This is a genomic window from Polaromonas sp. P1_G1, from assembly GCF_056405595.1.
This window is the reverse complement of sequence record NZ_JBFUBU010000039.1, coordinates 59,926-82,591: the sequence shown is the minus strand read 5'-3', so window position 1 is coordinate 82,591 and position 22,666 is coordinate 59,926. Positions and strand designations below refer to the sequence as shown.

General features: G+C 66.7%; 12 protein-coding genes. 9 read left to right on the top strand and 3 right to left on the bottom strand.

Annotated elements, in window-relative coordinates; translation table 11 throughout:
• Nucleotides 1–18 precede the first annotated feature (18 nt).
• Nucleotides 19–11,148, bottom strand: coding sequence for a YDG domain-containing protein (locus AC1D1Y_RS19295; RefSeq protein ID WP_477683744.1), 11,130 nt, complete (start codon nucleotides 11,146–11,148; stop codon nucleotides 19–21).
• A 26-nt stretch (nucleotides 11,149–11,174) separates the two neighbouring features.
• Entirely contained in the window at nucleotides 11,175–12,881 is a 1,707-nt protein-coding gene (locus AC1D1Y_RS19290; protein WP_477683743.1) for a ShlB/FhaC/HecB family hemolysin secretion/activation protein, read from the bottom strand.
• A 353-nt stretch (nucleotides 12,882–13,234) separates the two neighbouring features.
• Between AC1D1Y_RS19290 and AC1D1Y_RS19285 the strand changes: the two genes are divergently transcribed.
• Nucleotides 13,235–13,492 carry a DUF2061 domain-containing protein gene (locus AC1D1Y_RS19285; protein ID WP_477683742.1) on the top strand — a complete coding sequence of 86 codons (258 nt, stop codon included), beginning with the start codon at nucleotides 13,235–13,237 and terminating at the stop codon, nucleotides 13,490–13,492.
• A gap of 119 nt (nucleotides 13,493–13,611) precedes the next feature.
• On the opposite strand, the gene AC1D1Y_RS19280 is transcribed toward AC1D1Y_RS19285, so the two are convergent.
• On the bottom strand, nucleotides 13,612–14,724 hold the full coding sequence (locus AC1D1Y_RS19280) for a 5-methyltetrahydropteroyltriglutamate--homocysteine S-methyltransferase (RefSeq protein WP_477683741.1): 1,113 nt from the start codon (nucleotides 14,722–14,724) through the stop codon (nucleotides 13,612–13,614).
• Between the two features lie 144 nt (nucleotides 14,725–14,868).
• On the opposite strand from AC1D1Y_RS19280, the gene AC1D1Y_RS19275 reads away from it, so the two are divergent.
• The 8 genes from AC1D1Y_RS19275 to AC1D1Y_RS19240 all read left to right on the top strand — a co-directional run bounded on the left by AC1D1Y_RS19275 (nucleotide 14,869) and on the right by AC1D1Y_RS19240 (nucleotide 22,492).
• The gene (locus AC1D1Y_RS19275) at nucleotides 14,869–15,963 is read left to right on the top strand and encodes an aromatic ring-hydroxylating dioxygenase subunit alpha (protein ID WP_477683740.1); all 1,095 of its coding nucleotides are present in this window, start codon (nucleotides 14,869–14,871) and stop codon (nucleotides 15,961–15,963) included.
• 23 nt (nucleotides 15,964–15,986) lie between these two features.
• Complete coding sequence (locus AC1D1Y_RS19270) at nucleotides 15,987–16,742, top strand: GntR family transcriptional regulator (RefSeq protein ID WP_477683739.1); 756 nt, start codon at nucleotides 15,987–15,989, stop codon at nucleotides 16,740–16,742.
• Nucleotides 16,742–17,728, top strand: coding sequence for a PDR/VanB family oxidoreductase (locus AC1D1Y_RS19265; RefSeq protein ID WP_477683738.1), 987 nt, complete (start codon nucleotides 16,742–16,744; stop codon nucleotides 17,726–17,728). The genes AC1D1Y_RS19270 and AC1D1Y_RS19265 overlap by 1 nt, the downstream gene beginning before the upstream one ends.
• 132 nt (nucleotides 17,729–17,860) lie before the next feature.
• Nucleotides 17,861–19,033 carry an ABC transporter substrate-binding protein gene (locus AC1D1Y_RS19260; protein ID WP_477683737.1) on the top strand — a complete coding sequence of 391 codons (1,173 nt, stop codon included), beginning with the start codon at nucleotides 17,861–17,863 and terminating at the stop codon, nucleotides 19,031–19,033.
• A 102-nt stretch (nucleotides 19,034–19,135) separates the two neighbouring features.
• Nucleotides 19,136–20,008 (top strand): branched-chain amino acid ABC transporter permease, encoded by an 873-nt coding sequence (locus tag AC1D1Y_RS19255; RefSeq protein ID WP_477655925.1) that lies wholly within the window; start codon nucleotides 19,136–19,138, stop codon nucleotides 20,006–20,008.
• On the top strand, nucleotides 20,009–20,983 hold the full coding sequence (locus AC1D1Y_RS19250) for a branched-chain amino acid ABC transporter permease (protein WP_477655926.1): 975 nt from the start codon (nucleotides 20,009–20,011) through the stop codon (nucleotides 20,981–20,983).
• Nucleotides 20,980–21,783: an ABC transporter ATP-binding protein gene (locus AC1D1Y_RS19245; protein ID WP_477683736.1), complete on the top strand. Its 804-nt coding sequence runs from the start codon at nucleotides 20,980–20,982 to the stop codon at nucleotides 21,781–21,783. The genes AC1D1Y_RS19250 and AC1D1Y_RS19245 overlap by 4 nt, the downstream gene beginning before the upstream one ends.
• Nucleotides 21,776–22,492, top strand: a complete 717-nt coding sequence (locus tag AC1D1Y_RS19240) for an ABC transporter ATP-binding protein (RefSeq protein ID WP_477683735.1) — start codon at nucleotides 21,776–21,778, stop codon at nucleotides 22,490–22,492. The genes AC1D1Y_RS19245 and AC1D1Y_RS19240 overlap by 8 nt, the downstream gene beginning before the upstream one ends.
• Nucleotides 22,493–22,666: the final 174 nt, after the last annotated feature.

Here is a 22,666-nt window from a genome sequence, read left to right as displayed (position 1 = left end):
CAGGCGGGGGGCCGCCGCTTACTGCCCCTGGCCCGCCTGCGGCACGCCGGCCAGGCAATTCACGATGCCGGCCCCGACGGTGCAGTCGCCCTGCGCCGGATTGGTGGCGTTGGGCGTATCGGGAAAGCCCGCCAGGCGGAAAGGCGGTGCTTCCGTCGTCTCGGCCAGTTCCTGCGTGCTCCGTATGCCGGCCGCGCGGCGGAAGGCCTGTTCACGCCGGTCGTCGGCTTCCAGCACCGGCAGCGCGGTGCCGTTGACGATGCGTAAATCCCCGGTCCGCTCGGCCATATTGGCCGGCGCCGGCGTGACGCTGGCCGTGGTCGCGGCCGTGGTGTTGAGCAGCACGTAATTGCCGGCGTCCGCGCCCGACAGCGTGATGCCGGTGATGCTGACGGGTTTGCCGCTGCCGACGGCGGGGGTGTCGAAGTTGCCGGTCGCGGCGCCCACCGTCAGCACGTCCGCGCCTATGCGGCCGGTAAAGGCCGCGGCGCCGGTCGCCAGCGTGGCGGCCGTGGTGCCGTCCTGCACCTTGTCGGCGGCGGTGATGCCGCTGACATTGGCGATGGAGGCCGGCGTGATGGTCGCCGTGGTGGTGGTCGTGGTGTTGACGCTGTAATTACCGGCGTCGGTGCCCGTGATGGCGATGCCGCCGACGTTGACCGTCTTGCCGATGCCGGCATTCTTGTCGGTGAAGGCCGCCGACGTGTTGCTGGCGGCGAGCACGTCGCCGGCAACCCGGTTGTCGTTGAGCGTCACCGTCGCGGCCGTGCCGCCGTCGTACACCTTGTTTTGTGCCGCGGCGCCGACCGTGAGGGCGCGCTGCGTGATGTCGGCGGTGGTCGCCGCCGTGGTGTTGGCGCTGTAGTTGCCGGCATCGGTGCCGGTGATGGCGATGCCGGCCACGCTCACAGCCTTGCCGATGCCCACATTCTTGTCGGCGAAGCTGGCAGCGGTATTGCTGGCGCTGAGCACGTCGCCCGCGACGCGGTTGTCCGTGAGGGTCACGCCGGCGGCGGTGCCGCCGTCGTAGACCTTGTTGTTTCCCGTGGCATTGACCGTGAGGGCGCGTTGCGTGATGTTGGCCGTGGCGGCCGCCGTGGTGTTGACGCTGTAGTTGCCGGCGTCGGTGCCGGTAATGGCGATGCCGCCCACGCTGACGGCCTTGCCGATGCCGACGTTCTTGTCGGCGAAGTTCGCGGCCGTGTTGCTGGCGGTAAGCGTATCGCCCGCGACGCGGTTGTCCGCCAGGGTCACGCCGGCGGTGGTATTGCCGTCGTAGACCTTGTTGCTTCCCGTGGCGCTGACCGTGAGGGCGCGTTGGGTGATATTGGCCGTGGTCGCGGCGGTGGTGTTGACGCTGTAGTTGCCGGCATCGGTGCCGCTAATGCCGATGCCGCTGACGCTGACGGCCTTGCCGGTGCCCACATTCTTGTCGGCGAAGCCGGCAGCGGTATTGCTGGCGCTGAGCACATCACCCGCGACGCGGTTGTCGGACAAGGTGACGGTGGCAACGGTGCCGCCGTCGTAAACCCGGTTCTGGCCGGTGGCGCTGACGGTGAGGGCGCGCTGCGTGATGTCGGCCGTGGTCGCGGCGGTGGTGTTGACGCTGTAATTGCCGGCGTCGGTGCCCGTGAGGGCGATGCCGCTCACGCTGACGGCCTTGCCGGTGCCCACGTTTTTGTCGCCAAAGCTGGCAGCCGTGTTGGTAGCCGTCAGCACATCGCCGGCAACCCGGTTGTCGGCCAGGGTCACGCCGGCCGTCGTACCGCCGTCGTAGACCTTGTTGCTTCCGGTGGCGCTGACCGTGAGGGCACGCTGGGTGATATTGGCGGTAGTGGCCGCCGTGGTGTTGACGCTGTAGTTGCCGGCGTCGGTGCCGGTGATACCGATGCCGCTGACGTTGACGGCCTTGCCGGTACCGACGTTCTTGTCGGCGAAGTTCGCGGCCGTGTTGCTGGCGGTGAGCACATCGCCGGCGACCCGGTTGTCCGCCAGGGTCACGCCGGCCGTCGTACCGCCGTCGTAGACCTTGTTGCTCCCGGTAGCGCTGACCGTGAGGGCGCGCTGTGTGATGTTGGCGGTAGTGGCTGCCGTGCTGTTGACCGTATAGTTGCCGGCGTCGGTGCCGCTGATACCAATGCCGCTGACGCTGACGGCCTTGCCGGTACCGACGTTCTTGTCGCCAAAGCTGGCCGCCGTGTTGCTGGCGGTGAGCACGTCACCGGCAACCCGGTTGTCGAGGAGCGTCACTGTGGCGATGGTGCCGCCGTCATACACCCGGTTCTGGCCGGTGGCGCTCACGGTGAGGGCCCGCTGCGTGATGTCGGCCGTGGTCGCGGCGGTGGTGTTGACCGAGTAATTGCCGGCGTCAGTGCCGGCAATGCCGATGCCGCTGACGTTCACTGTCTTGCCGGTGCCGGCATTCTTGTCGATGAAGCTGGCGGCCGTGTTGCTGGCGGTCAGCACGTCGCCCGCGACGCGGTTGTCGGCCAAGGTCACGCCGGCGGTGGTGTTGCCGTCGTAAACCTTGTTGGTCCCGGTGGCGCTGACCGTGAGGGCCCGCTGCGTGATGTCGGCCGTGGTGGCCGCCGTGGTGTTGACCGAGTAATTGCCGGCGTCGGTGCCGGTGATGCCGATGCCGCTGACGTTCACTGTCTTGCCGGTGCCGGCATTCTTGTCGATGAAGCTGGCGGCCGTGTTGCTGGCGGTCAGCACGTCGCCCGCAACGCGGTTGTCGGCCAAGGTCACGCCGGCGGTGGTGTTGCCGTCGTAAACCTTGTTGGTCCCGGTGGCGCTGACCGTGAGGGCACGCTGAGTGATGTCGGCCGTGGTGGCCGCCGTGGTGTTGACTGAGTAATTGCCGGCGTCAGTGCCGGCAATGCCGATGCCGCTGACGTTCACTGTCTTGCCGGTACCAACGTTTTTGTCGGCAAAGCCCGCGGCAGTGTTGCTGGCGGTCAGCACGTCGCCCGCGACGCGGTTGTCGGCCAAGGTCACGCCGGCGGTGGTGTTGCCGTCGTAAACTTTGTTAGTCCCGGTGGCGCTGACCGTGAGGGCACGCTGGGTGATGTTGGCCGTGGTGGCCGCCGTGGTGTTGACCGAGTAATTGCCGGCGTCGGTGCCGGTGATGGCGATGCCGCTGACGTTCACCGTCTTGCCGGTGCCGGCGTTCTTGTCGATGAAGCTGGCGGCCGTGTTGCTGGCGGTCAGCACGTCGCCCGCGACGCGGTTGTCGGCCAAAGTCACGCCGGCGGTGGCGTTGCCGTCGTAAACCTTGTTGGTCCCGGTGGCACTGACCGTCAGGCTGCGTGCCGTGRTGGTGCCGATGTTGCCGGTGAGGGTACCGCCGCCCGACACCTGGTAGCCGTACACCGTGGTGGCGCCATTGGAAGCGGTGGTGGTAACGCCGGATACGCTGACCGTCTTGCCTGTGCCGGCGTTCTTGTTGTCGTAGCTGCCGGCAGCCGGGTTGTTAAGGGTGATCACGTCGCCGTCGATGGCCCCGGAACTGGTGAAGTTGCCGGCCGCCAGCGTGGCGCTTGCGGTCCCGTCATAAACCTTGCTCACCGTTCCGGTGAGTCCGGCGGAAATGGTTGGCGCCACGGAATGGACAAAGCCGTTGCCGGTGCCCAGGAGGGCGCTGCCATACGTTGCGTTGTACTGCTTGAACGCGGCGGTCAGCCCACCTTTGACATCCGAGACGGGACTGGTCGAATAGACCAGCCAGCGCCCGGACGACGTCACCAGCGCCCCGGCGCCCACATTGTTGATGAAGTTGCCGCTCGTCGTCAGCACAATGGCGTCGCCGCTGCCGCTTGTGCTGATGAAGTTGTTGAGCGTGAGATTGCCACCGAGCGCCCGCGCGCTCAGGCTGTCTGCGGACACCTGACCAAGGGCCAGGGCGCCGGCGTTGACGACACTGGCCGCCCCGGCCGTCAGGATGGTAAGGTTGCCGGTAAAGTTGTTCGATGTGTTGCTGGCGGTGATCGCCCCGCCGCCGTTGCTGGCCAGCTTGACGTTGTTTCCGGTCACCTGGCCGGTGTAGATCTGCGCGCCGCTGGTGGTCAGCGTGTTGCCTGTACCAAAGGCGACCAGGCCCGCGCTCGACACCGAGGCGACGGTATCGCTGAAGCTGTTGAAGTCGAGCGTGGCACCGGACAGGACGTTGACGGCCGACGCGGCGCCGATCGCATTGGCAACGCCAAGCCTCAGTGTGCCGGCGTTGACGGCGGTGGTTCCCGTATAGGTGTTCACGCCGGACAGCGTCAGCTGCGAGGTGGCGCTGTTTTGCACCACGCCGGTCACGCCGGCGCCTATCACCTTGCTGATGGTGCTGCCGCCCGTGCCCGTGCCGCTATTGGTCACGGTCCCGACGTTGTTCAATGCCCCGGCGCCCGACAGCGTGATGGTTCCGGTTCCCGTCGTGTTGAGTGCCAGGTTGCCGGCGCCTGCGACGGAACCGCTCAAGGTGAGGTTGCCGGCCGCCGGAGCCAACCTCAGATCATGGTTGTTGAGCGTGACCGCGCCGCTGAAGGTGCTTGCCGCGCTGGCGGTGATGCTGGCCACGCCGGTGTTGCCGACGGCCACGTTGACCGCGTTGGTGTGCGCAGCGCCGCCGCTGAGCGTGGTGTTGGCGCTGCCGCTGATGTCGCCCAGCGTGATCGCGCCCGTGCCGAAGGCGGCCGCCACGGTTCCTGACACCGTGCCGGCCTTGATCGTCGTGCCGCCACTGTAGGTGTTGGCGCCCGACAGGGTCAGCTGCGAGGTGGCGCTGTTTTGCACCACGCCAGTGACGTTGCTGCCTATTACCGCACTGATGGCGGTGGCGCCCGTGCCGGTGCCTGTGTTGCTGATCGTGCCAACGTTATTGACGCCGGCTGTCGATAGCGTGACCGCGCCGGTACCGGTCGAATTCAGCGCAAGGTTGCCGGTGCCGGTGATGCCGCCGCTCAGGGTGAGGTTGCTGCCCGCCGGGGCCAGCCGCAAGGCGTGATTGTTGAGCGTGACCGCGCCACTGAAGGTGCTTGCCGCGCTGGAGGTGATGCTGGCCACGCCGGTGTTGCCGGAGGCCACATTGATCGCGTTGGTGTGCGCAGCGCCGCCGCTGAGCGTGGTGTTGGCGCTGCCGCTGCTGTCGCCGAGCGTGATGGCGCCGGTGCTGAAGGCGGCCGCCACGGTTCCCGACACCGTGCCGGCCTTGATCGCCGTTCCGCCGCTGTAGGTGTTCGCACCGGAAAGCGTCAGCTGCGAAGTGCCGCTGTTCTGCACCACGCCCGTGACGTTGGTGCCTATCACTTTGCTGATGGTGCTGCCGCCCGTGCCCGTGCCGCTGTTGGTCACCGTGCCGGTGTTGTTCAATGCTCCGGCACCCGACAGCGTGATGGCGCCGGCGCCCGTGGTGTTGAGTGCCAGGTTGCCGGTGCCCGTAACCGCACCGGTCAAAGTGAGGGTACTGGCCGCCGGCGCGAGCATCAGGTCATGGTTGTTGAGCGTGACGGCGCCGCTGAAGGTGCTGTTGGCGCTGGAGGTGATGCTGGCCACGCCGGTGTTGCCCGCCGCCACGTTGATCGCGTTGGCGTGCGTCACGGCGCCGCCGCCGTTGAGCGTGGCGTTGGCGCTGCCGCTGCTGTCGCCCAGCGTGATCACACCGGTTCCGAAGGCGGCCGCCACGAGGCCTGATACCGTGCCGGCCTTGATCGTCGTGCCGCCGCTGTAGGTGTTCGCACCGTTCAGGGTCAGCTGTGAAGTGGCGCTGTTCTGCACGACGCCCGTGACGTTGGTGCCAATCACCTTGTTGATGCTGGTGCCGCCCGTTCCCGTGCCGCTGTTGGTCACCGTGCCGGTAATGTTCAATGTTCCGGCGCCCGACAGGTTGACGGTTCCGCCCCCCCCGGTGCTCAGGTTGCCGGTGCCCGTAATCGCACCGGTCAAGGTGAGGGGGCTGGCCGCCGGCGCGAGCACCAGGTCATGGTTGTTGAGGGTGATGGCGCCGTTGAAGATGCTGTTGGCACTGGAGGTGATGCTGGCTATGCCGGTATTGCCGGCCGCCACGTTGATCGCGTTGGTGTGCGTCACGGCGCCGCCGCCGTTGAGCGTCGCGTTGGCGCTGCCGCTGCTGTCGCCCAGCGTGATTGCGCCCGTGCCGAAAGCGGCAGCCACGGTGCCCGATACCGTGCCGGCTTTGATGGTCGTGCCGCTGCTGTAGGTGTTGATGCCCGACAACGTCAGCTGCGAGCTGGCGCTGTTCTGCACCACGCCGGTCACGTTGGTGCCTATGACGTTGCCGATCAGCGTTACGCCGGTGCCGGTTCCTTCGTTGGTGATCGTGCCGGTGTTGTTGGCCGTTGTGCCCGACAGCGTAATGCCGTTGGCAATCGCGCTGTTGTTGTTGAGCACCAGGTTGCCGGTGCCGTTCACGCCCCCGGAGACCGTGAGCAGCCTGGTACCGCTGGCGTTGCTGTTCGTCAGGGTCGTGCCGCCGCTGTTGACGGTGAGCGCGCCGCTGACCGTCAGCGCCGAGGTGGCGCTGTTTTCTGTGATGCCAGTGACGTTGGCGCCCACCGCGGCACTTATCAGGGTACTACCCGTGCCTGTCCCGCTGTTGGTGATGGTCCCGGTGTTGTTGGCCGTCGTACCCGACAGCGTGATGCCGCTGGCAATCGCGCTGTTGTTCTTGAGCGCCAGGTTGCCGGTGCCGCTCACGCCCCCGGAAACCACGAGCACCGAAGTACCACTGGCATTGCTGTTGGTCAGCGTCGTGCCCGCGCCATTGACGGCAAGTGCACCACTGACCGTCAGCGCCGAGGTGGCGCTGTTTTCGGTAATGGCCGTGACGTTGGCCCCCACTGCCGCGCTGATCGTCGTTGCGCCGGCACCTGTTCCGGTGTTGCTGATGGTGCCGCTGTTGTTCACCCCACTGGCGCCCGACAGCGTGATCGTCCCGACCCCGGTTGTGTTGAGTGCCAGGTTGCCCGTACCCGTGAGGCCGCCGCTCAGGGTGAGGTTGCTGGCAGCCGGGGCCAGCCGCAGGTCATGGCTGTTGAGTGCGACGGCGCCGCTGAAGATGCTCGCCGCGCTGGAAGTGATGCTGGCCGTGCCGGTGTTGCCCGCCGCCACGTTGATCGCATTGGTATGCGTGCCGGCAAAGCCGCCGTTGAGCGTGGTGTTGGCGCTGCCGCTGCTGTCGCCCAGCGTGATCGCGCCCGTGCCGAAGGCGGCCGCCGCGGTGCCCGATACCGTGCCGGCCTTGATCACCGTGCCGCTGGTGTAGGTGTTCGCGCCCGACAGGGTCAGCTGCGAGGTGGCGCTGTTTTGCACCACGCCGGTGACGTTGGTGCCTACCACCTTGCTGATGGTGCTGCCGCCCGCGCCCGTTCCGCTGTTGGTCACGGTACCGATGTTGTTCAGCGCCCCGGCGCCCGACAGCGTGATGGTTCCGGCTCCCGTCGTGTTGAGTGCCAGGTTGCCGGTGCCTGTGACCGCACCGGCCAAGATGAGGTTGCTGGCGGCCGGCGCGAGCCTCAGGTCATGGTTGTTGAGCGTGACGGCGCCGTTGAAGGTGCTGTTGCCGCTGCTGGCGCTGGAGGTGATGCTGGCCACGCCGGTATTGCCGGCCGCCACGTTGATGGCGTTGGAGTACGCAACGGCAGCGCTGACGTTAAGCGTGGCGTCGGCGCTGCCGGTGCTGTCGCCCAGCGTGATCGCGCCGGTGCCGAACGAGGCCCCCGTGATGGAGGTGACCGTGCCCGCCTTGATGCTTGTACCGCTGCTGTAGGTGTTTGAGCCCGCGAGCGTGAGCTGCGAGGTGGCGCTGTTCTGCACGACGCCGGTCACGTTGGTGCCGATCGCCCTGCTGATGCTCGTTGCGCCTGCACCCGTGCCGGCATTGGTGACCGTGCCGGTGTTGTTCAAGGCTCCGACTGACAGCGTAATGCCGTTGGCGATCGCGCTGTTGTTGTTGAGCACCAGGTTGCCGGTGCCGCTCACCGCGCCCGTGACCGTGAGCAGCGCGCTACCGCTGGCATTGTTGTTCGTGAATGTCGTGCCCGCGGCGTTGACAGTGACCGCGCCGTTGACGAGCAAGGCCGAAGTGGCGCTGTTTTCGGTGATGGCCGTGACGTTGGCGCCCACCGCCGCACTGATAAGGACAGTGCCTGTACCTGTGCCGCTATTGGTAATCGTGCCGCTGTTGTTGACGGCGGCGCTCGACAATATGATGGCGCCACCAGTGCTGTTGTTGTTAAGCACCAGGTCGCCTGCACCACTTACGCCGCCCGAAACCGTGAGCGCCGGGCCGCCTGTATTGCTGTTGGTCAGGGTCGTGCCGCCGCTATTGACAGTGAGTGCGCCGCTGACGGTGAGTGCCGAAGTGGCGCTGGCCTCTGTAATGGCTGTGACATTGGTACCCACGGCTGCGCTGATGGCCGCCGCACCGCTGCCGGTGCCGGTGTTGCTGATCGTGCCGATGTTGTTCACCCCACTGGCACCCGACAGCGTGATCGTTCCGCTTCCCGTGGTATTGAGTGCCAGGTTGCCGGTACCCGTGACACCTCCGCTCAAGGTGAGGGTATTACCGCCGGCCGGGGCCAGCCTGAGGTCGTGGCTGCTGAGTGTGACGGCGCCGCTGAAGGTGCTGTTGGCACTGGAAGTGATGCTGGCCGTGCCGGTGTTACCCGCCGCCACGTTGATCGCATTGGTATGCGTGCCGGCAAAGCCGCCATTGAGCGTGGTGTTGGCGCTGCCGCTGCTGTCGCCCAGCGTGATCGCGCCCGTGCCGAAGGCGGCCGCCACGGTGCCGGACACCGTTCCCGCCTTGACCGTCGTACCGCTGCTGTAGGTGTTCGCACCCGATAGGGTCAATTGCGAGGTGGCGCTGTTCTGCACGATGCCTGTGACATTGGTGCCGATGACCCTGTTGATGATGCCGCCGCCCGCACCCGTGCCGCTGTTGGTCACAGTGCCGGTGTTGTTCAATGTTCCCGCGCCTGCCAGCCCGATGGCTCCGGCTCCCGTGGTGTTGAGTGCCAGGTTGCCCGTGCCCGTGACCGAACCGAGCAAGGTGAGGTTGCTGGCCGCCGACGCGAGCCGCAAGTCGTGGCTGTTGAGTGTGACCACGCCGCTAAAGGTACTGGTGGCGCTGGAGGTGATGCTGGCCACACCGGTGTTGCCGGCCGCCACGCTGATCGCGTTGGCGTGCGTGCCGGCAAAGCCGCCGTTGAGTGTTGTATTGGCGCTGCCGCTGCTGTCGCCCAGCGTGATCGCGCCGGTGCCGAAGGCGGTGGCGCTGGTCGTGCCCGACAGGGTTCCCGCCTTGACCGTCGTGCCGCCGCTGTAGGTGTTCGCGCCCGACAGGGTCAAGGTGCCGGCACCGTTTTTCACGACCGCTGTTGTCCCCTGGACAAGCCCCGACTGTGTGGCGTTGCCGGCGGCGTTGTAATTCAGCGTGCCCCCATTGAGGCTGAAATTTGCTGGCGAAGTGATCGCGCCGGCCGCGTTGAGCGTGACGCCAAGGGCGCCAACGGTGGAGGTGACATTCGCACCCACGCCGAAGGTGATGTTGTTGGAGGCATTGAGGGTCAAGGTCGCTGCACCGCCGGCCGTCTTGGCGATGGCATTGTTGACGCTGATGTCACCGGCCTGGCCGTTGGTGCCGGCGCTTGCGGTCGTGACGTTGACGGAGGTCCCGCCGTTCAAGGCCGTCTGGATGCTCGCCGTGGTCACGATGGCGGCGTCGTTGGTGCTGGTGAAATTGGGCGTTGCCGAGACGTTGGTGTTGGGCCCCGTGGTTTGAATCGTGATGTTGTTCGGGTCCAGCAGCCATTGCCCCGCCGCCCCGTTCGGCGCCGAGGCGTCGACGCTACCCAGCGCCTGCAGAACCGCCTTGCCGCTGGTTTCAACAAAGCCGCCGTCGCCGCCTTGCGCCCCGCCCTTGGCCGTGATGCTGCCGTGGAACTGTGTGACGTCATCCGCCCAGACGATGACCTTGCCGCCGTTGCCGCTGCCGAGGGCATCGGCCTTGATGCTGGCATCGGCGCCTATGTAGCTGCGGTTGGCGTTCTGCACGGCCGCATTGAGGCCCTGGTAATCGCCGCCGACCAGCGCCGTGCCTCCGCCTGCATCACCGGAAACGTCGATCAACGCGCCGCCCGTCAGCGCGACCTTGTCGCCCAGCACCTTGACCGTGCCGCCCGTCTGCCCCGCCGCGGTGCCGGCCGCGCTCAACTCGCCGCTGACGTTCACGATGCCCGTGGCACCGCCGCTCAGCACGATGGTGCCGTTGCGCTCCACCGCCGAGTTGGCGCGGATGATGCCCGACTGGTTGATGACGGTCGCCATCGCGTCGCCCATGGCGCTGGCCAGCACGGCGACCTGGCCGCCCGAAGCCGTGATGCTGCCGCTGTTGTCGATCGCTGCCTGCGCGGCCGCGGCGTCCACCGAGAAACTCACCAGGCCCACACCCGAGGTGTCGACCGACACACGCGAGCCCGCGAGCAGGCCGACCGAGCCGGCTTCGGCGCTGATGGCGCCGGTGTTGCTGACCTGCGGCGCGGCCAGCAGCACGTAACCGCCGCGCGCGGCGGTGATGCTGCCGTGGTTGCTGACGGCGCCCGTGCCTGTGCCGCTGAAGTTGTAGCGGCCGGCCATGAAGTCGCCGTTGCTGATGTCCAGGCTGGACGCGACCAGGCCGCCGACGTTGACTTGCGCGCCGGGCGCGAACATCACGCCCGAGGGATTGACCAGGAAGACCTGGCCGTTGGCGCTCAGCGAGCCGAAGATGGACGAGGCACCGTTGCCGATGACGCGGTTCAGCGCGACGGAGGCGGCGCCGGGCTGCACGAACTGCATGGACTGGCCGGCGCCGATGTTGAAGCTTTGCCAGTTGAGCACGGCCTTGTCGCTGGCCTGGTTGACCACCATGGCATTGGCCGAGGGTGTGCTGACGCTGGCCTGGCCGGCCACCACCTGCGCGCCTTCGGGCAGGGCGGTGGCCCAGGGCGAAACCGCCGCCAGCAGCGTCGCGAGCAATTGCGAAAGGCGGCGGCCGGTGCGGATGCGGTAGGTGGCCGAGAGCTTGCGCGAGAGGCGGACCACCACCGTGCGCACGGACCAGGGTCGGTAGGCGGCGTGGGGATTGGAGGTGGTGGTCATGGTGGGCATTCGGGGGTAACGGGTAACTAGAACCAGGTCTGGGCCGACAGCCAGGCGCGTGGCGCGCGGTCGGGGTCACCGGTGGAGGGCTGTGCCGGCGTGGTGCGCCAGGCCAGGTAGGTTTTGATAAGGAACTTGCCGGGCCGGCCCAGCGTGGCGCCCACGCCGAAGGAGCCCAGGCTCAAGGTGTTGCTATTGCCGGGCACGGTGGCGCCGTTCTGGTTGAAGCGCACGCGGCCGAAGTCGTAAAAGGCCAGCAAGGTCAGCGGCTCGCCCCAGGGCGCCTGCGGGAACTGGTAACGCGACTCCAGGTTCAGCAGGAAGCCGGTGTCGCCTACGCCTTCGCCCACCGGGTAGCCGCGCACGCCGTTGGGCCCGCCCAGCACCATTTTTTCGGCCGAGCTGAGGTTTTTCGATGCAAGCTGGGCCTGCGCCGCGAGGTGAAAACTGTAGGGCGCGTCAAAGAGCTGGGAGCGCTGGAATTCCAGGTTCAGCTTGCTGAAGCCGCCGGCGGTGCGCAGGCCGCCCAGGCCGTCGTCAAACGCCTGGTCGGCCGCGGAGAGCGCCAGGCGGCCGAAGGTGAGGTTGACGGCGTAGCTGTTCAGGCCGCTGCCGCCCGCCACGTCGTCGATGAAGTTGCCGGCCAGCCCCAGCCTGAGCGCGCTGATGTCGCGTGCGCTGGCGAGCGCCGGTGTGCGGGTCTCATCGACCAGCTTCTTCTGCTCGGCGCTGACGAAGCCGTAGAGGTTGGTGCCGCGCCCGCGCAGCAAGGGCTGGGAAACGCTGATGCCGGCGATGTCCGCCCGGCCGCTGGCGCCCAGTGCCTGGAACTGCTTGCCCAGCGCGTAATCCAGCCGCGCCAGGCTCAGGCCCAGCCGCGTGCCCTGTGCGCCCACCGGCACGGTGTAGCCGATGCGGTACAGGGCCGAGCCGGCCTGGTCGCTGTGCTGCGCGCTCAGGGCGAGCACGTCGCCGCGGCCCAGCAGGTTGTTGAGATTGGCATTGAGCGCCGCGCGTACGGCGCCGGCGGCGCGCGCGCCATGGTTGTCGACGCTCACGGACCCGTCAAAGCGCGGGCCCTTGGCCTGCACGGTGACCAGCACGTCGGCCTGGCCCGGGTTCGCGCCGGGCTGGACGGTCGCGGCGGCGTCGTAGCCGGCCAGGTCGCGCAACAGCAGCACGGGTTTGTCGAGCGCGTAGTCGGTGACGGCGTCGCCCGGCTTCAACTGGCCGGCCACGAGGGCTTCGGCAAAGGACTGTGAAATGCCCGTGCCGTCGACCCGCACCGTGACGCGGCCTACCCGCGCTTCCAGCACGGCGATGGTGACGGTGCCGCCCTCGGCGGGAAAGGCTTGCTCGGGCAGGTAGGCCTGTGTGAGCAAGTAGCCTTTTTGCCGGTAGTAGGCACTGATGGTGTTGGCCGCGTCGGTCAGGCCGGCGAGGTTGGTGGGTTGCTGCAGGCGGGACGCGAGCAGCGCTGCCAGCAGTTCGCCGGAAAACACCGTGTTGCCGGTAAAGCTGAAGGCGGCCGGTGTGATGCGGGCGGTGCCGGCAGCGGGTGCTGCCGGCTGGGGTTGGCGCAGTTCCACCGGCGGGCCGCCGCGGGGCGGCAGCAAGGGCAGCGGGCCTGGCGACTCCAGCAAGGTGCCGGCATCCGGCCGCACCTGGGCGAACGCAGGCGCGCTCCCGGCGGCGAAGGCAGCCAGTAAAGCCCAGGCCAGAGGCCGGAGCACCAGAACAGGGGGACGGAACAAGGACAGACCTTTCAAGCCAGAATGCAACAAAGTGTTGCAATCCAGTTGTAGCCTTTTGCATTCATTCTGTCCAACGCTTTCCCTGTTTTGAACGCAGGTTTAGCTCGTATCTGTTTGTTTTTTCACACTTTTTTGACGACCGGAGTGCAGGCGGGGGTGAGCGGCGCCAAGATGTTGCAAAGTGTAAGTAACTGGCCTTGTGCGCAATTAACGAGCAACGCAGCGGCCGGGCCTATGGATTGTTTAGGCCAAATCAATTGGCGCAAAAATTAGCCAATCACTATGATTTTGAAAGAATCAATCGCTTTTAGCTATTTTCCAAGGAGAAGCTGATGACTGAACTTGTACGCACCAACCTGCCGACCCTGAAGAAAACCGCCAGCTATTACGTGGTGCACGTGACGGTGGCGGCGCTGGTGGCCTATGCGGTGACCGGCAACTTCCTGCTGGCGATCACGCTGAGCCTGCTCGAGCCGACGGTGCAGGCTTTTGCCTTTTTCTTCCACGAAAAAGCCTGGCAGCGCTGGGGCGGCCAGCGCGCGGCCACGCCTGCGAAGGCGCAGGCGGGCTTGTCCACGGCCCACGCCTAGCGCCTAAGAGCTGAGCCGCTCACAAAGCCCAGCGAAGCGGTCCTGGCTAGGCGCGTCGCCGCAGACAGCTCCGGTGCGGCAAGGCGGCGCAACAACGCCAGGAGGGGTTTGTGGGCAGCTCAGGAGCCCCAGACTTCGCGGGCGGTCTCGACTACGAGGCGCAGCTTGTTGCGCTGCGCTTCGACGGCGATGTTGTTGCCGTGCACGGTGCTGCTGAAGCCGCACTGCGGTGACAGCGCGAGTTGCTCGAGCGGCGCGTATTTCGCGGCGTCTTCGATGCGGCGCTTCAGGTCGTCCTTGCTTTCCATCTCGCCGAACTTGGTGGTGACCAGGCCCAGCACCACGGTCTTGCCCTTGGGCAGGTAGCGCAGCGGCCGGAAGTCGCCACTGCGGCTGTCGTCGTATTCGAGGAAGTAGGCGTCCAGGTCCATTTCCTTGAGCAGCGCCTCGGCCACCGGCTCGTAATTGCCGGCCGCGGCGTGCGTGCTCTTGAAGTTGCCGCGGCACAGGTGCATGGCCAGGGTCATGCCGGCGGGCTTTTGCGCCACCACCTTGTTGATGAATTTGGCGTAGCGATGCGGCAGCTCATTGGGGTCGTCGCCGCGCTGACGCGCCGCTTCGCGCATTTTTTCGTCACAGAGGTAGGCCAGGTTGGTGTCGTCCATCTGCACATAGGTGCAACCGGCTGCGGCCAGGCTGCGCAACTCGTCGCCGTAAGCCTTGGCCACGTCGTCGTAAAAGGCCGGGTCGAGCTCGGGATAGGCCTCCTTGCTGATGCCGGCGCGGCCGCCGCGAAAGTGCAGCATGGTGGGCGAGGGGATGGTGACCTTGGGCGTATTGCCGGCGCTGACCTGGCTCTTGAGGTACTGGAAGTCGGCGAGCTGGATGTCCTTGACGTGGCGCACCTTGTCGATCACACGCATCACGGGCGGCGCCAGTTCCATGCTGCCGTCGGGCCGCTGGATGGTGACCGGGATGTCGGTCTTCACGCCGCCGATCTGTTCGAGGAAATCGATGTGGAAATAAGTGCGGCGGAATTCGCCGTCGGTGATGCTTTTAAGGCCCACGTCTTCCTGGAACTTCACGATCTCGGTGATGGCCTGGTCTTCGACCTTGCGCAGTTGTTCAGGCGTGATCTGGCCCTTGGCTTTTTGCTCGCGGGCCTCGAGCAGGTACTGGGGACGCAGAAAGCTGCCGACGTGGTCGTAGCGGGCGGGTAGTTTGGCGCTCATGGGAAAGTCTCCATAGTTTGCAGATACAGGGCCTCATGGTATTCCAGCCAGAACCACCCTCATTGAATACAGAAACTCCGTATTTACCCTGAATTTCCCTCATTTTCTTGGCTTTTTTACGATTTATGTATACATTGCGTATCCATGGAAGCCAAAAAACCCAATTTTCCGCTTAACGCCTGGTATGCCGCCGCCTATGACGTCGAGGTCGGCCGCAAACTGCTGGCGCGCACGGTGTGCAAGCAGAAGCTGGTGATGTTCCGCCGCACAGACGGCCAGGTCGCCGTGCTGGAGGACGCCTGCTGGCACCGGCTGCTGCCGCTGTCCATGGGCACGCTGGACGGCGACGAAGTGACCTGCGGCTACCACGGCCTGGTCTACAACGCGCAGGGCCGCTGCACCCATATGCCCAGCCAGGAAACGCTGAACCCCTCGGCCTGCGTGCGCGCCTTCCCGGTGGTCGAAAAGCACCGCTTCATCTGGGTCTGGCCCGGCGACCCGGCCAAGGCGGACCCGGCGCTGGTGCCCGACATGCACTGGAACGACGATGCGGCCTGGGCCGGCGACGGCAAGCTGATCACCGTGAAGTGCGACTACCGCCTCGTGGTGGACAACCTGATGGACCTGACCCACGAGACCTTTGTGCACGGTTCCAGCATAGGCCAGCGCGCCGTGGCCGAGGCACCCTTTGTGGCCACGCATGGCGACCGCACGGCCACCGTGACGCGCTGGATGGAAAACATCGATGCACCGCCTTTCTGGGCCGGGCAGATCGAACACGCGCGCGGCTACACCGGCAAGGTGGACCGCTGGCAGATCATCAGGTTCGAAGCGCCCTGCACCGTGAACATCGACGTCGGCGTGGCCGAGGCCGGATCGGGCGCGCCGCCCAAAGACGGCGCACCGGGCGACCGCAGCAAGGGCGTCAACGGTTTTGTGCTGAACACAGTGACACCCGAAACCGACGGCAGCTGCCACTACTTCTGGGCCTTTGCGCGCAACTATTGCCTGGGTGAGCAGCGCCTGACGCATCAACTGCGCGAGGGCGTGGCCGGTATCTTCCGCGAGGACGAACTTGTGCTGGAAGCCCAGCAAATCGCCATCGATGAACATCCGGACCACCAGTTCTACAACCTCAACATCGACGCCGGGTCCATGTGGGCGCGGCGCCTGATAGACCGGCTGATCGCGCAGGAAACGCCGACTGCGACGGTGATCCCGATACGCCTCGCGGCCTGAACCCCATGACAAAAATTATCCCCATGGCCACGACAAACCCTTCAGCCGCGCCCAACAGCCTGGAGAGCGCGCAGGTGAGGGCGCAGCTGCAGCTGCGCGAGATGATCCTGGCGGGCGAGCTGCCCGGCGGCGCACGCATCGCTGAACTCTCCATCGTGGAAAAACTGGGCGTCTCGCGCACGCCGATACGCGCGGCGCTGATGCGGCTGGAACAGGAAGGCCTGCTCGAATCGCTGCCCAACGGCGGCTTCGCGGTGCGTACGTTCTCGGAGCGCGACGTGTCCGAGGCGATCGAGCTGCGCGGCACGATCGAGGGCCTGTCAGCGCGGCTGGCGGCCGAGCGCGGCGCGCCCACCGTGGTGCTCGGCGAAGCGCGCGAATGCCTGAACCGCATCGACGAAGTGCTGAGCCAGCCGGCCCTCAACGACGAGGCGTTCTCAAGCTACGTGGCGCTCAACGAGCGCTTTCACGCGCTGCTCAGCGAAATGGCGGGCAGCGAGGTGATCGCCAAAGAGCTGGACCGCGTGTCCAGCCTGCCCTTCGCCTCGGCCTCAGGATTCGTGGTGGTGCAGGCCAACTCGCCGCGCGCGCGCGACATGCTGATCGTGGCACAGGACCAGCACCGCCAGGTGCTGGACGCCATCGAGCAGCGCGAGGGCTCACGCGCCGAGGCCATCATGCGCGAGCATTCGCGCCTGGYCCAGCGCAACCTGCGCGCCGCCGTGGCCAGCCACAACCTGGACCAGATGCCGGGCGTGCGTTTAATACGGAAAAAATAATGAAAGCCAATACCAGCTGGACCGATGCGGTCATTGAATCTTTTGAGGACCTCACGCCCACGGTGCGCGAGTTCCGCATCCGGCCCGCGGGTGACGCGGTCGCTGTGCAGCGCCACGAACCCGGCAGCCACCTGCAGGTGCAGTTGCTGGTGGACGGCAAGCCGGAACTGCGCTCCTATTCGCTGGTCGGCGAACCCGACGGGCAAACCTGGCGCATCGCGGTGAAACGGCTGGACGACGGGCGCGGCGGTTCGCGCGCGATGTGGCGGCTGGCCGCCGGCGATCGCCTGCAGGTCAGCGGGCCGCGCAACCATTTCCCGCTGGACTTCAACGCGCCGGCCTACCTGCTGGTGGCCGGCGGCATAGGCATCACGCCGCTGCTGGGCATGGCCCAGGCGCTGGCCGGCCGCTGTGCGCAGTCGGGCCGGTCGCTGCGCATGCTGTATGGCGTGCGCAGTGAGTCTGAACTGGCTTACGGCGAAATGCTGCAGGCCTGCCTGGGCGGGCGGCTGCAGGCGGCCGTCGACGCGCGCATCGACTTCGCCGCCGAGATCGCGGCGCTGCCGCCGGGCGCGCAAATGTATGTCTGCGGGCCGGTGCCCATGCTGGACGCCGCGCGCCACGCCTGGGAGGCCTCGGGCCTGCCGGCGACCGACCTGCGTTACGAGACCTTCGGCAACAGCGGGCGCTTTTCGCCGCAGGCCTTCAGGGTGCTAATTCCGCGCCACGCGCTGGACATCACCGTGCCGCCCGGCTGCAGCCTGCTGGACGCGCTGGAGCAGGCGGGCGTGGAAGCGGTGTCCGATTGCAAGCGCGGTGAATGCGGCTTGTGCACGCTGGACGTGCTGGCGCTGGACGGCGAGATCGACCACCGCGACGTCTTTCTGAGCGAGCACGAGAAGCAGCAGAACACGCGGCTGTGCGCCTGTGTCTCGCGAGTTGTCGGTTCGGTGACGCTGGACTCGTCCTACCGGCCCGACCATTGAGCACCCCCCGCACCGCGGGTGCATAGACCCCAAAAGTTCGCATACAGAACATTGGTGCTTATCACGAACGCTCAGTAAACTAGCGCCAACACCCCGCCTCATAAATTCAAAATCGACCACTGGAGACAACCCATGAAAAGACGCCTCTTTACCGCCGCAGCCCTTGCCGTCGCCACGTTGGCCTCAGCCGCCTCCGCACTGGCCCAGGACAACACCTTCAAGATAGGCCTGATCCTGCCGATGACGGGCCAGCAGGCCACCACCGGTCGGCAGATCGAGGCGGCCGCGCGGCTTTACATGGCGCAGAACGGCGACACCGTGGCGGGCAAGAAGATCCAGCTGATCGTGAAGGACGACACCTCGCTGCCGGACACCACGCGCCGCCTGGCGCAGGAGCTGGTGGTCAACGACAAGGTCAACGTGCTGGCGGGCTTCGGCATCACGCCCTCGGCCCTGGCCACCGCGCCCATCGCGACGCAGTCCAAGACACCCATGGTGGTGATGGCGGCGGCGACCTCCAGCATCACGCAGTCCTCGCCCTACATCGTGCGCACCAGCTTCACCTTGCCGCAGGTCTCGGTCGCGCTGGCCGACTGGGCGCCCAAGAACGGGATCAAGACGGTGGTCACGCTGGTGTCCGACTACGGCCCCGGCATCGACGCCGAAAAATTCTTCAAGGACCGCCTGACCTTCAACGGCGGCCAGGTGACCGACGCGCTGCGTGTGCCGCTGCGCAACCCCGACTTCGCGCCATTCCTGCAGAAGGTGCGGGACAACAAGCCCGACGCGCTGTTCGTCTTTGTGCCTTCCGGCGCGGGCGCCGCGGTGATGAAGCAGTTCCTCGAGCGCGGCCTGGACAAGGCCGGCATACGGCTGATCGCCACCGGCGACGTGACGGACGACGACCAGCTCAACGACATGGGCGACGGCGCACTGGGCGTGGTGACCTCGCACCACTACTCGGCGGCGCACCCCTCGGCCATGAACAAGAAGTTCGTGGAAGCTTTTTCCAAGGCCAACAAGGGCCTGCGACCCAACTTCATGGCCGTGGGCGGCTATGACGGCATGCGGGTGATTTACGAAGCGCTCAAAACCAGCAAGGGCCAGGGCGGCGGCGACGCGCTGCTCGCGGCCATGAAGGGCCAGCTGTTTGAAAGCCCGCGCGGCAAGATCTTCATCGACGCGCAGACGCGTGACATCGTGCAGGACGTCTACCTGCGCAAGGTCGAGAAGAAGGACGGCCAGCTYTACAACRTSGAATTTGAYGTGATCAAGGACGTCAAAGACCCCGGAAAAGCCAAGTAAGCGGCACGCTCCTTCGCGAGGGGAAGCCAGGATGCAAGCGCCGTCCAGCCCCCACCCCAACCCTCCCCCAGCGGGGGAGGGAGCAAACACCCAAACCAATCCATGCTGACCCTTCTTTTTGACGGTATCGCTTACGGCATGCTGCTGTTCATCCTGGCGGTGGGCCTGGCGGTGACCATGGGCTTGATGAATTTCATCAACCTCGCGCACGGCGCCTTCGCGATGGCCGGCGGCTACATCACCGTGCTGCTGATGCAGCATTTCGGCGTGCCCTTTTTGCTGTGCCTGCCGCTGGCCTTCATCGGCTCGGCGCTGCTGGGCGCGGTGCTGGAGCGCACGCTGTACCGGCCGCTCTACAACAAGCCGCACCTGGACCAGGTGCTGTTTTCCATCGGCCTGGTGTTCATGGCGGTGGCCAGTGTGGATTATTTCGTGGGCTCGACGCAGCAGATCGTGCAGCTGCCCGCGTGGCTCAAAGGCCGCACCGAAATCGGCAGCGGCGCCTGGATGCTGGGCATGGGCCACTACCGGCTGTTCATCATCGCGGTGTGCGCTGGACTGACGGTAGGCCTGCAGTACCTGCTGGCGCGCACGCGCTTCGGCAGCCGGCTGCGCGCGTCGGTGGACGACCAGCGCGTGGCGGCCGGCCTGGGCATCAACGTCAACCTGGTGTTCCTCTCGACCTTCGCCGTGGGCTCGGGCCTGGCCGGCCTGGGCGGCGCGCTGGGCGCCGAGGTGCTGGGCCTGGACCCGAGCTTTCCGCTCAAGTTCATGATTTATTTCCTGATCGTGGTGGCCGTGGGCGGCACCACGTCGATCACCGGGCCTCTGCTGGCCGCCCTGCTGCTGGGCATCGCCGACGTGGCGGGCAAGTACTACATCCCCAAGCTGGGCGCCTTCATCGTCTACAGCCTGATGATCGTGATCCTGATCTGGCGGCCGCAGGGCCTCTTTGTGCGCAAGGGAGGCAAATAGATGAACACCCAGACATCGCTGCTCAAAAGCAGCCGCTGGAGGCCCTGGGAGCCGGTGCTCTGGCTCCTCGCCTTCGCCGCGCCGGTGCTGATGCCCAGCCATGCGTCCCTCATCAACGAGATCGCCATCGTCGCGCTGTTCGCGGTGTCGCTGGACCTGGTGCTGGGCTACACCGGCATTGTCTCGCTGGGCCATGCGGCTTTCTTTGGCATAGGCGGCTACGCGGCGGCGCTGTTCGCCAAGCTGGTCATGCCCGACCCGCTGGTGGGCCTGGCCGTGGGCATCACCACCGCGACACTGCTGGGCGCCCTGTGCTCGCTCACCATCCAGCGCGGCAGCGACCTGACGCGGCTGATGGTGACGCTGGGTGTGGCGCTGATCCTGCTGGAGCTGGCCAACAAACTCGACTGGCTGACCGGCGGCGCCGACGGCCTGCAGGGCGTGGTCATGGGGCCGCTGCTGGGCAGCTTCGAGTTCGACCTCGCGGGCCGCACCGCCGCCTGGTATTCACTGGCGGTGCTGCTGGTGCTGTTCGTGCTGATGCGCCGCCTGGTGCATTCGCCGCTGGGTGCGACGCTCAAAGCAATACGCGACAACCGCCTGCGCGCCATGGCCATCGGCATTCCGGTGGCGTCACGGCTGGCGGTTGTCTATACGGTGGCGGCCGGTGTGGCCGGCGCGGCTGGCGCGCTGCTGACGCAGACCACCGGTTTCGCCTCGCTGGATTTGTTCGAGTTCCACCGCTCGGCCGACGTGCTGCTGATCCTGGTGGTGGGCGGCGTGGGCTGGCTCTACGGCGGCGTGGCCGGGGCAATTGTGTTCAAGCTGATGCAGGATGCGCTCTCGTCCATCACGCCGCAGTACTGGACCTTCTGGATAGGCCTCTTCCTGGTGGTGCTGGTGCTGGTGGGCCGCGAACGGCTGGTCCGGCCCTGGACCTGGCTGCCGCAGCGCCGGCACGGAGGTCGGCCATGAGCGCGGCGCCGCAGGGCGACGCGGTGCTGTCCGCGCAAGGCCTGGTGATGCGCTTCGGCGGCATCACCGCCACCAACAACGTGAGCCTGAACCTGCGGCGCGGCGCGCGCCATGCCTTGATCGGGCCTAACGGCGCGGGCAAGACCACGCTGGTCAACCTGCTGACGGGCGTGCTGCAGCCGACCGAGGGCCGCATCTTGCTTGAAGGCGAAGACATCACGCGGCTGGCGCCGCACCAGCGCGTCAAGCGCGGCATGGTGCGCACCTTCCAGATCAACCAGCTCTTCGACTCGCTCACGCCGCTGCAGACGCTGGCGCTGACCGTGTCGCAGCAAACAGGCCTGGGCGCGAAATGGTGGCAGCCGCTGGGCCGCAACCGGGCCGTGGCCGAACGCTGCGAACAATTGCTGGAGCAGTTCCACCTCACCGAGGTGATGGACCAGCCGACCCGCGTGCTGGCCTACGGCAAGCGCCGCCTGCTCGAGATCGCCGTGGCGCTGGCCTGCGAGCCGCGCGTGCTGCTGCTGGACGAACCCGTGGCGGGCGTGCCGGCCGGCGAGCGCGAGGAGTTGCTGCAAACCGTGGCCGCGCTGCCCGCCGATGTGTCGGTGCTGCTGATCGAGCACGACATGGACCTGGTGTTCAGCTTCGCCACCACCATGACGGTGCTGGTCAACGGCACGCTGCTGACGGAGGGCACGCCCGAACAGATCGCAGCCGACCCGCAGGTCAAGGCGGTGTACCTGGGCCATGGCGAGGAACTTGGGGAGAAACATGGCGATGAGGTGGCCCATGGCTGAGCTGCTCAAAGTCGACAAACTGCGCGCCGGCTACGGCGAGGCCGTGGTGTTGCACGAGGTGTCGTTCACGCTGGGTGAAGGCCAGACGCTCGCGCTGCTGGGCCGCAACGGCACCGGCAAGACCACGCTGATCAACACGCTGGCGGGTGCGACGCGGCAGCACGGGGGCGCCATTTCGTTCGGCGCGGGCGCGGCCATGGTCGCGCTGCACCGGCTGCCCTCACACGAGCGCGCGGCAGCCGGCATAGGCTGGGTGCCGCAGGAGCGCAACATCTTCAAGTCGCTGACGGTGCACGAGAACCTCACGGCGGTGGCGCGCCCGGGCAAATGGAACCCGGACGGCGTGTATGCCATGTTCCCGCGCCTGGCCGAGCGCAAGGGCAACCTGGGCACGCAGTTGTCGGGCGGCGAGCAGCAGATGCTGGCCGTGGGCCGGGCGCTGGTGCTGAACCCGAAGCTGCTGCTGCTTGACGAGCCGCTGGAAGGCCTGGCGCCCATCATCGTGGAGGAGCTGCTGCGCGCCATACGCCGCATCACGCGCGAAGAGGGCCTGAGCGCAATCATCGTGGAGCAGCATCCGCAGGCCATCCTGGCGATTTCCGACAGCGCCGTGGTGCTGGACCGCGGCACGGTGGTGCACACGGGAACGGCCCAGGCACTGCGCGAGCAACCCGAGCGCCTGGACCATTTGCTGGGCGTGGCGCGCTGAGCGGCCGGGTCGCCGGCCCCGCCACCCCGTTCTGCATTTCGCGCTTAAAGCACGCAAAAAACGGCTACGCGCCGCTATCGTGGATGAGCTTTGCGGCAAAGCGGCGTTTCATGCCGAAAAGTCAAAAGCGATCCACCTTTTTGCGTAGATTCACTTACTAGGGTTTTCCCCTCC

Excerpts from the sequence above, each read along its gene's own strand:
- AC1D1Y_RS19285 (WP_477683742.1), top strand. The coding sequence starts at position 13,235 with ATGACTGAACTTGTACGCACCAACCTGCCGACCCTGAAGAAAACCGCC.
- AC1D1Y_RS19280 (WP_477683741.1), bottom strand. The coding sequence starts at position 14,724 with ATGAGCGCCAAACTACCCGCCCGCTACGACCACGTCGGCAGCTTTCTG.
- AC1D1Y_RS19275 (WP_477683740.1), top strand. The coding sequence starts at position 14,869 with ATGGAAGCCAAAAAACCCAATTTTCCGCTTAACGCCTGGTATGCCGCC.
- AC1D1Y_RS19265 (WP_477683738.1), top strand. The coding sequence starts at position 16,742 with ATGAAAGCCAATACCAGCTGGACCGATGCGGTCATTGAATCTTTTGAG.
- AC1D1Y_RS19255 (WP_477655925.1), top strand. The coding sequence starts at position 19,136 with ATGCTGACCCTTCTTTTTGACGGTATCGCTTACGGCATGCTGCTGTTC.
- AC1D1Y_RS19250 (WP_477655926.1), top strand. The coding sequence starts at position 20,009 with ATGAACACCCAGACATCGCTGCTCAAAAGCAGCCGCTGGAGGCCCTGG.
- AC1D1Y_RS19245 (WP_477683736.1), top strand. The coding sequence starts at position 20,980 with ATGAGCGCGGCGCCGCAGGGCGACGCGGTGCTGTCCGCGCAAGGCCTG.
- AC1D1Y_RS19240 (WP_477683735.1), top strand. The coding sequence starts at position 21,776 with ATGGCTGAGCTGCTCAAAGTCGACAAACTGCGCGCCGGCTACGGCGAG.